Here is a 9,446-nt window from a genome sequence, read left to right as displayed (position 1 = left end):
GTCTTTTGGTTGATGCCGTAGCGCTTGGACAGCGCTCTCAGGCTCTCTTGACTCTGTTGTATCGCTCGACGGATCGCCTCTGTCGTGGTGGCGCTCCCATGTAGAACCTGGCCCATCGTGCTTGCTTCCATTCGAGGGAAAAGAGTGCACCATCAACAACTGGGATCAAACACCTAGTTGCCCAGTGCCAGATCGTCCAGCAGCGCACGTAGGAAACGTGCGGCTTCGCCACCGGTGGCGGCGCGGTGGTCGAAGGTCAGCGACAGCGGCATCACCTTGTGGGTTTCCACCCCGCCCATCACCGGGGTGAGCTGATAGCGCGCGCGGCCGGCGGCGACGATGGCCACGCACGGCGGCACCACCACCGGGGTGGCATAGCGGCCGGCGAACATGCCGAAGTTGGACAGCGAGATGGTGTAGCCACTGAGCTCGGAGGCGGCGATGCTGCGGTTTTCCACCTGCTGGCGCAGCCGGTTGACGCTCTCGCGGATGCCGTGCGCATCCAGCATGTCGGCATTGCGCAGGGCTGGCACGAACAGACCTTCTTCGGTATCCACCGCGATGCCGATATCCACCTGGGTGTGCAGGATGCGGCTGAGTGCCTCGCCATCGAACCATGCATTGAGCGCGGGCACCGCCTGACAGGCGCGCACGATGCCGCGCACCAGGCGCACGGTGACGTCGTTGCCGGGTTGCCATGCGTGCAGGTCGGCATCGTCGCTGAGCGTGGTGGGTACCACTTTGCTGTGCGCATCGGCCATGACGCGCGCCATGTTGCGACGTACGCCATTGAGCTGTTCGGGCTGGCCTTTGGCGACCACGCCCGGCGGCTGGGTGCGCATCGGCTTGCCGGTTGCCGACAGCGACGCACGTTGTTGCGCATCGGCTGCAGTGTTTGCCGACTGCGCGTTCGCGTTCGCATGGTGTAAGGCTACGTTCGCGTTGTTGCTGTTGATCGATGTCACCGACGCAGTTGCACGCGCCGCAGATACCGGCGCACTGCCGGCCGCGGCGGCCTGCTTCACATCGGCCATCGTCACCGTGCCATCCGGACCGGTGGCGCGTACCTGCACCAGGTCCACGCGCAGCTTGCGCGCGAGCGCACGCACCGCCGGCATGGCGCGCGCGCCGCCCACGGCAATCGCTTGTTCGCTCTGCACGGCGTTGGAGCTCTGCATCGCACCGACCACGGTGCCGGCATCATCGCGGTCGCTATCGCCGTTGGAATCGGCATCGGCAATCTCGCCACCGTTATCGGAGGCGACCACGCGCGCCGTGTTCCCGGCGGCGCTGTCGCCGGTGCTGGGCGTGTGCGTCGGCGCAGGGCCGTGCGAGTGACCGGTGTCCTGACCATCGGCGCGCTGCGGCTGCGAGGCGTCCAGCGCGAACTGCGCCAGCACCGCGCCGGTGACGATGATATCGCCGGCCGCACCGGCGAGCTTGACCACGGTGCCTGAGAACGGCGAGGGCACTTCGACCACCGCCTTGGCGGTCTCCATCGAGACCAGCGGGTCGTCCAGACGCACGCTGTCGCCTTCCTTGACGAACCATTCCACGATGGTGGCGTCGGGCAGGCCCTCGCCCAGGTCGGGCAGATTGAAATTCTTGGCGTGGCTCATGGCAGATTCTCTTGCGCCGCAGGCAGCGGCGGCGTGGTGTCGTCGAGGAGTTCGAGGTCGGCGGCCGGTAGCCAGCCCTGGGTGCCATCGGCACGCTCGGACCACCACCAACCGCCATGTTCGTCATGCAGCAACACGTCATCGCCTTGCATGGCAACGAGTTCGCGTGCGTCGTCATCGCGCAGGGCTTCGGCCAGGCCGTCGCCCAAGGGACGCAGCCAGGCCACCGGCGCCCAGCCGGCATGGCCTTCGCCGGTGTTGACCCAGGCAAAGGCCGGCCATTCTTCATCGCGCACGCCGATCGCCAACTGCTGGCCGGCATGGAAGCGAATCGGCTTGGCGACGCTGGCGCGGTGATCGCAGATCAGGCGGGCGCGCATGTCAGCCGGCGGCCACCGCGCGACGGGCGGCGGTGACGATGCGCTCCACGCTCGGCAGATACTTCATTTCCAGCCGGAACAGCGGGATATGCGTGTCGTAGCCGGTGACGCGTTCGACCGGCGCAAGCAGGTCGTACATCGATTTTTCCGCCAGCTGCGCGGCGATCTCCGCACCGAAACCGGCGGTGCGCGGGGCTTCCTGCACGATCACGCAACGGCCGGTTTTTGCCACCGATTCGGCAATGGTGTCGAAGTCCAGCGGGCGCAGCGGGGCCACGTCGATCACTTCGGCACTGATGCCTTCGCCGGCGAGTGTGTCGGCCGCTTCCAGCGCCTCTTTCACCTGCGCGCCCCAGGTGACCAGGGTGACGTCGGTACCGTCTCGCAGCACGAAGCAGACATCCAGCGGCAGCGCTTCTCCATCGTTGGCGACGAGCTCCTTGTACTGGCGATAGATGCGCTTGGGTTCCATGTAGATCACCGGGTCCGGGTCGCGGATCGCAGCCAGTAACAGGCCATACGCGCGTTGCGGCGATGACGGCAATACCACGCGCAAGCCGGGCACGTTGGTGAAGATGGCTTCGTTGGCTTCGCTGTGATGTTCCGGTGCGCGGATGCCACCACCCCACGGCACGCGCAGCACCATCGGGCAATGCAGGCGCCCGCGGGTGCGGTTGCGCAGGCGAGCAGCGTGGCAGATCAGATGATCGACCATGGGATAGACGAAGCCGTCGAACTGCGCTTCGGCCACCGGCTTCATGCCTTGCGCGGCCAAGCCGACGCTCAGGCCGGCGATGGTGGTTTCATCCAAGGGTGTGTCGAGTCCACGTTCGCTGCCGAAGCGCTGCTGCAGGCCGGCGGTGGCGCGGAACACGCCGCCGTTGACGCCGACATCCTCGCCCAGCACCAGCACCGCAGGGTCGTGTTCCAGCTCCCAGGCCAGCGCCTGGGTGATGGCTTCGATCAGGGTGATAGGCGAACGCATGGCACTCTCTGCGCGCGTGGCTGCGGCGTTGTAAGGGGCATTAGCCTGCTGGGTGGCGGCGATGTGCGAATGGGTGTGCTCATCCATGACGGGCCTCCAGCGCCATCACTTGGGCGCGTTGGGCCAGCAACTCGGCCGGCGGGTCGCCGTAGAGATAATCGAACATCGCTTCGACCGGCTGCACCGGCGTGTTGAGATAGGCGTTGACCTCTTCGTCCACGCGCGCGCCGCACTAGGTTTTCCAGGCGGTTTCTTGCGCTTGGTCCCACAGGCCTTGGTCGGTGAGATAGCAGCGCAGGCGCAGCAGCGGTTCGCGCGCCCAGCCTTGCTTGACCTCTTCTTCGCCGCGATAACGCCGCGCATCGTCGGCGGTGGTGTGGTCGGACAAGCGATAGGTCAGGAACTCGATCACCGTGCCGCCGTCGCCGGCCAATGCACGCACGCGTGCCTGACGCATCGCTTCGAGCACGGCAACCAGATCGTTGCCATCCACCTGCAGGCAATGCAGGCCGCCGGCCAGGCCCTTCTGCGCCAGCGTCTGCGCACCCGTCTGCGCCGAGCGCGGCACCGAGATCGCCCAGCCGTTGTTGATCACGCACAGGATCAACGGCAGCTTGTAGGCACCGGCCGAATTGAGCGCGGCGTAAAAGTCGGTCTTGGAACTGCCGCCATCGCCGCAGCAGGCCACCGCAACCTGCGGTTTGCCCTGTAGCTTGAACGACAACGCCGAGCCGGCCGCATGCAGGCACTGGGTGGAGATCGGCACGCAGATCGGGAAGTCGATCGCCGCATCGGCATCGCGCGGGTAATCGCTGCCGCGCTCGTCGCCGCCCCAGTAAAGCAGCACGTCGCGCGGGCGCACGCCGCGTTCGAACATGGTGCCGTATTCGCGGTAGATGGGTGCGAATACGTCGCCGCGGCGCATCGCCGCACCGATGCCCACATGCGTGGCTTCGTGCCCCAGCGATGCGGCGTAGGTGCCCAGCTTGCCGGTGCGCTGCAAGGCCACCGATTTGCTGTCGAAGGTGCGCACGAACAGCATGCGCTTGAACAGCGCGAGCAGCTGTTGCGGGTTGGCGGCGTCGGCCGGCAGGTCGTCGCGGACCCATTGGCCGTCCGCGTCCATATATTGCAGATAGTCGATCTCGAACTGCGCGGCTACGTTCATTGCGGCGACACCTTCCTCAAGAAGTTTCAAATGATATGAGTTGCGATGTTAAGGACCACGCAGCAAAAAGCTGTTTTGCACCGCAGCACACCATGCTGCTGGCTTGCACAAAAAAAGCGCGCGAAGAAGGCCGCGCTCTTTGTCGCAGTAAAGAACTGCGACGTGTTGCACTGCGATCAGCGGCGGTCGGCGCCTGCACCGATCGGGGTGACGATCAGCGCAGTGTTGTCGGCCGAGTTGGCGTCCGGCGAGGTCGAACTGGCACTCGCCTGCACCCGCACCGCGCGTTCAGCCGGGATCTGCTTTGCCGCTGCGGTCAGCTGGAACGCTGCCTGCGCACCCGGCTGCAGCGCCGCGGCGCTGCGGCACACGAAGATCGCGCTGCGCAGCGACCGCAGTTGATTGGTGCAGCGCCAGCCGCTGGGCGGCAACAGCAGCGACAATGCCGACACCGTGTTGCCTGCGATCCGCACGCTGGCACTGGTGGCCGGTGCGTTGCCGCGGTTGTCCAGCAACACCCGGTAGGTTGCGTTGAAGGCCGTGGTCGGCAGCGTGGCGGGGCCGTCCAGACGCACTGCCAGATCGCTGCGCAACCGCGCCTGCAGCACCGTAACTGCGGCGGTGTCGGTATTGTTGTCGGGCTGCGGGTCGGGCGTTTGCGAGGCCACCGAGGCCGCCAGGGTGAGGGTGCGTCCTGCCAATGCCGCGCCAGCTTCAACCTGCACGGCGAAGCGCTGTGCAGTGCCGGATGCCAGCGAGGCAGTGGTGCAGGTGACCACGGTCTGGATGCCGGTTTCCGGCGATTGGCAGCTCCAACCTGGTGCGGCCGTGACGCGTGGGCTCACCGCTGCATCGAAGGCCAGTGCCACTGCTGCGAACGCTGCGCTGTGGGGTCCACGGTTTTCCATATCCACGCGGAAGTCGATGCGCTCGCCTTGGGTGACTTGCGCGCGTGCCGCGGTGACCAACACTCCCAAGTCGGCACGTAACGCTGGCGTCATGCGCAACAGCACGAGGGTGGGATCGTGATCGGACAACCGCGTGGGCGTCTTGGCATCGTTGCGCGCAGTGCTGGGGAAATCGGCATTGATGCGGGCATGGCCCACCGACAACGCGGCGATGTTGGGTGCACGCATCAGCGCCTCGTTGGCGATGATGTGATCCAGCGACTGCACGTTGCCATCAAAGGCGTACGAGTAGCTCTGCTCGGGCCTGTTGAACCAGGTCAGATCGGTGTAGTCCGGGTCGACCAGATCCAGGCCATCGCCGCTCACCACGGTCTGCGCATCCGGCGCCGGCCTGCCGGTGACGGTGCCCATCGCATCCACGTAGCCATCGTTGAACTCGAAGGCGTTGAAGTCGCCCATCACCAGTACCTGTTCGGCCGGGTCGAGCTGCTGACGCGTCTGCAGCAGCCGCGCCAGATACTCGGCCTGGGCCTGACGCTTGGCGCGGATGCGGGTGCCGGCGGCATCGTCGGTCTCGGCACCGTTGAGCGAGCGCTGGTGCACCACGATGGCGGTCAGCGCTAGCACGCGGCCATCGGCCTGGTGCACCTTGGCCGCCAGCACCAGCGGCGGGCGATCGTTGAGCAGGCTCACGCCACCGCTCGGCTCGGTCCAGGTGGTGGTCTGGCCTTCCTGGGCGATGGAAACCACTTCCACACGCGGCACGCCGCCGGCGATCCAGGCGGTCTTGACCAGGAAGCCGACATCGATGCCGCCGACGTCGTTGCCTTCCTGAAGATAGGCCAAGTACTGCGGATTGGGCTGGCCTGAGGCGATGGCATCGGCGTTGATGCGCGCAGCCAAGGTCTGCAGCACGCTGATGTTTTCCACTTCCACCGTGCCCAGGATGTCGGGTGTGTACAGGTAGCCGCGGATCGCCAGCGAGGCCTTGTTGAGGCGGGCCTGGAACGCAGCCGGGGTGAGCACCGGTTCGCCGATCGCCGGGTCGTTCTGGTCGTCGAAGAAGCGCTCCATATTGTAGGTCGCAACGGCCACATCATCGCGCTGCGGCCTCGGCGCCGGACGCGGCAGGTCGGCACCGTTGCAGTCCACCTGCGGGGTGCGTTCCGGGTACAGCGTGTAGCGGCGGAAGCTGTAGTCCAGCGGGCCGGTGGCACCGATCACCACACAGCCCGATGCCAGATCCAGCCGCTCGGCACCCACGCCGGCACTGACGACGGCGATCACCTCCGGGTTGGTATTCCAGCGTGGCACACCGGCAGGCGAGCCGGCCGGCAGCGGGTCGGGCAACTGCACGCCGGGCTCGCGAAAGGCGCGCGGCAAGCCGGTGACCACGGCATGGAAGACGCCATTGCTGCTGGCGGTGGCATTGGTTTCGTTGACGTTGCCGCCGCTGGGCGCATTGACGGTGAAGCTGAGGGCGGCGACGCGCATGCCTTCCAGCTCTTCGAGTTGGTCGTAGGCGCCGTTCGGGTTGGGGAACGCCGGGCTCAACAGCATCGGCTCGGGCAGGGCGTTGCCGGTGGAATCCAGCAGCACGGTCAGGCTGCCGCCGATCTCGGTCAGCGGCGGCTGGGTCGGGTCGGCGGTGGGCACATATTCGATCACCGTGCCTTGCACGCGCACGCGGTTGCCGATAGCTGCCGCGTCCGGCGGTGCGCTGCCCGTGTAGACATAGACACCTTCGGAGGTGGTCGGGTCGGCATCGGTTTCGGCCGTGGGTGCCTGTAGGAAGAAGCCGGCGCTGCGGCGGGCAGTCACGATGCCCGAGGTGGCGACCACCTGACCTTGCAGCGGCGAACGTGCGCCCTTGCCCTGGATGGCGTGGAGCGGCAGCAGGCTGAAGTCGTCGTTGAGGAGGGTGCCGGTGGCGCTCAGCGTGGCCGGCAGTGCGCCGGTGAGGCCGCTGATCTGCAGCGCGAAGGTCTCGTCGGGCTCCGGCGTGGTGTCGCCCAGCACCTCTACGGTGATCGTTGCACTGCGCTCGCCGGCGGCGATCTGCACGGTGGTGGCAGGCAGGGCGACATAGTCGCTGCCAGCGAGGGCGGTGCCATTGGCGGTGGCGGCGGTGAAGCGCACTCCGCCGGCGCCGGCCGGCTGGGTCAGGCTCAGCGTGAACACGAAGCTGCGGCTGCCGTTATTGCCTTCGGCCTGGCTGAGATCGGCCAGCGTGGCGATCGGCTGGCCGCCGCCGCTGCACAGGCGCGCTGGGCTGGCGGCATGACGCGGAGCCGGCGCGCCGGTGGCGAAATCCGCCGCGTTGTTGTCGGTGTCGGTACAGCCATCGCCGCCGCGCAGCACTGCCAGCGTATTGCTGGGAGCCGGCGTGGGCGCATTGCCCTCGGCGCAGATGGCGGTGCTGCCATAACCGACCAGATCGGCATTGCCGGTGGGGCAGGCGCCACTGAGCGCGGAGGCGCTGTTGCTCAGTGCCACCTTGCCGGCGCCACCGCCCATGGCGAGGGTACCGGTGGCATCGGGGGTGGGCAGCGCAACGCTGCCGCCGCTGCCATCGGCCTGCTTGACCAGGTAATAGCCGCCGGCCTGCACAGTGTCCGCCAAAGGGGTGACCTGCCAACTGCTGCCGGCGGCCGAGGCGTAGTGCACCGACCAGCCGTCTAGGCTGACCGTGGTGCTGCCGATGTTGTGCAGCTCGATGAAATCGCTGCGGAAGGTGGCACCGCTATTGCCGCCACCGCCGTAGACCTGGCTGATGACAACCTGGGCATTGGCGTGGTCGGCAACTGCCAGCGCACAGAAAAATAAGGCCGCACGACGCTGCAACACATGCATGAGATGAGAGTCCCCTGATCCTTGAGACGTGGAGCGCGCTCCCGCGCCGGAAACGTCCCTGGCCGGCAGCGCCGTTCGATTCTGCATGAATTTGCAGGCTTGGGTTGACCATATGGTTACACCGGAGCCGTGGCTGCGACGACGCAGTCGAAAGCGGCTGAACTTTTCAGCTTTGAGGCACTTCTCGCGATAGGTTGCCAACCTCTCCGGGCTAGCCGGACGCTGCAGCAGTGGCGCGCAATCAGCACGCATCAGCCTGCTGTGCGCGGAGACTTCCGACGTCGAACGTTGATGCCTCGCCCCGAACGCCTGGCTCTACTTCGCACCCCCAATCCTCAATCGCTGCCTTCTGCTTACCGATCCCGTTTATCGCATCGCGTTTCCCGATTCCCGCTGCGGCGGCTCGGCTTCAGCCGGGCCGCCGCTGCGCTACCCTGGCAGGCCCGTTCGTCAGCGCTACGCCATGCCCATTGACAAGAACCTGCGTGACCTGGAACCCGGCATCCACACCGATCTGGAGGGGCGGCTGACCTACGGCGGCTATCTGCGGCTGGACCAATTGCTATCCGCGCAGCAGCCCCTGTCCGAGCCGGCGCACCACGACGAAATGCTCTTCATCATCCAGCACCAGACCTCGGAGCTGTGGTTGAAGCTGCTGGCGCACGAATTGCGTGCGGTGATGGTGCATCTGCAAAACGATCAGGTCTGGCAGTGCCGCAAGGTGCTGGCGCGCAGCAAGCAGGTGCTGCGCCAGCTGACCGAGCAATGGTCGGTGCTGGAGACGCTCACGCCGAGCGAGTACATGGGATTTCGCGATGTGCTGGGCCCGTCGTCCGGCTTCCAGTCGTTGCAGTACCGCTCTATCGAGTTCCTGCTCGGCAACAAGAATCCGCAGATGCTGCAGGTGTTCGGCTATGACCCGCAGGGCCAGGCGCGGCTGCGCGAAGTGCTGGAAGCGCCCAGCTTGTACGAGGAATTCCTGCGTTATCTGGCGCGCTTCGGGCATGCGATTCCGCAGCAGTACCAGGCGCGCGATTGGACCAGCGCACATGTGGCCGACGATGCGTTGCGTCCGGTGTTCGAGCGCATCTACGAAAACACCGACCGCTACTGGCGCGAGTACGCGCTCTGCGAGGACCTGGTGGATGTGGAAACCCAGTTCCAGTTATGGCGCTTCCGCCATATGCGCACCGTGATGCGGGTGATGGGCTTCAAGCGCGGCACGGGCGGGTCCAGCGGTGTGGGGTTTCTGCAGCAAGCGCTGGCGCTGACGTTTTTCCCGGAGCTGTTCGATGTGCGTACGTCGGTGGGCCTGGAAAACCGCGAGCCGGTAGATGGATATGTAGGGGCTGCGAAGGGCTGAGAGGGAAATGGCTGAAGCTGGCAGAGCTGAAGTGGGTCTGCTAGAGCAGAGGCCGATAGCGCTCAGGCTGATGGGGTTAAAACTGATCGGCCTAAGAGCCCGTTCAAAGTCTTCCCGAATTATCCGATCATATGGAGATGAGAGCACGCTATCCCAGTGACGTCAGCCGC

At 66.1% G+C, this 9,446-nt stretch carries 5 protein-coding genes and 2 pseudogenes; 1 reads left to right on the top strand and 6 read right to left on the bottom strand.

Annotated features, from left to right (window positions below; genetic code table 11):
- From XpopCFBP1817_RS17665 to XpopCFBP1817_RS17640, 6 genes and pseudogenes are all read right to left on the bottom strand, one after another.
- Positions 1-116: pseudogene (locus tag XpopCFBP1817_RS17665) on the bottom strand (IS481 family transposase); the annotation flags it as partial.
- Positions 117-173: 57 nt separating this feature from the next.
- The gene (locus tag XpopCFBP1817_RS17660; protein ID WP_128418114.1) at positions 174-1,619 is read right to left on the bottom strand and encodes a dihydrolipoamide acetyltransferase family protein; all 1,446 of its coding nucleotides are present in this window, start codon (positions 1,617-1,619) and stop codon (positions 174-176) included.
- Positions 1,616-1,999, bottom strand: coding sequence for an SH3 domain-containing protein (locus tag XpopCFBP1817_RS17655; RefSeq protein WP_128418113.1), 384 nt, complete (start codon positions 1,997-1,999; stop codon positions 1,616-1,618). Before XpopCFBP1817_RS17655 ends, XpopCFBP1817_RS17660 begins: the two co-directional genes overlap by 4 nt.
- A 1-nt stretch (position 2,000) precedes the next feature.
- On the bottom strand, positions 2,001-3,071 hold the full coding sequence (locus XpopCFBP1817_RS17650; protein WP_167393968.1) for an alpha-ketoacid dehydrogenase subunit beta: 1,071 nt from the start codon (positions 3,069-3,071) through the stop codon (positions 2,001-2,003).
- Positions 3,064-4,152, bottom strand: a pseudogene (gene pdhA, locus XpopCFBP1817_RS17645) (pyruvate dehydrogenase (acetyl-transferring) E1 component subunit alpha). Before pdhA ends, XpopCFBP1817_RS17650 begins: the two are co-directional and overlap by 8 nt.
- Before the next feature lie 176 nt (positions 4,153-4,328).
- Positions 4,329-7,913, bottom strand: a complete 3,585-nt coding sequence (locus XpopCFBP1817_RS17640) for a lamin tail domain-containing protein (RefSeq protein ID WP_128418112.1) — start codon at positions 7,911-7,913, stop codon at positions 4,329-4,331.
- 463 nt (positions 7,914-8,376) lie between these two features.
- Here XpopCFBP1817_RS17640 and XpopCFBP1817_RS17635 point away from each other — a divergent pair, with 463 nt between their 5' ends.
- Entirely contained in the window at positions 8,377-9,276 is a 900-nt protein-coding gene (locus tag XpopCFBP1817_RS17635; RefSeq protein ID WP_128418111.1) for a tryptophan 2,3-dioxygenase, read from the top strand.
- Positions 9,277-9,446 lie beyond the last annotated feature (170 nt).

Source organism: Xanthomonas populi, from assembly GCF_002940065.1.
GTDB lineage: Bacteria > Pseudomonadota > Gammaproteobacteria > Xanthomonadales > Xanthomonadaceae > Xanthomonas > Xanthomonas populi.
This window is presented reverse-complemented; position numbering and strand designations above follow the sequence as displayed.

Bases quoted from the DNA above. Each gene is read 5' to 3' on its own strand.
- XpopCFBP1817_RS17655 (WP_128418113.1), bottom strand. From the start codon at position 1,999: ATGCGCGCCCGCCTGATCTGCGATCACCGCGCCAGCGTCGCCAAGCCG.
- XpopCFBP1817_RS17660 (WP_128418114.1), bottom strand. From the start codon at position 1,619: ATGAGCCACGCCAAGAATTTCAATCTGCCCGACCTGGGCGAGGGCCTG.
- XpopCFBP1817_RS17635 (WP_128418111.1), top strand. From the start codon at position 8,377: ATGCCCATTGACAAGAACCTGCGTGACCTGGAACCCGGCATCCACACC.
- XpopCFBP1817_RS17640 (WP_128418112.1), bottom strand. From the start codon at position 7,913: ATGCATGTGTTGCAGCGTCGTGCGGCCTTATTTTTCTGTGCGCTGGCA.
- XpopCFBP1817_RS17650 (WP_167393968.1), bottom strand. From the start codon at position 3,071: ATGGATGAGCACACCCATTCGCACATCGCCGCCACCCAGCAGGCTAAT.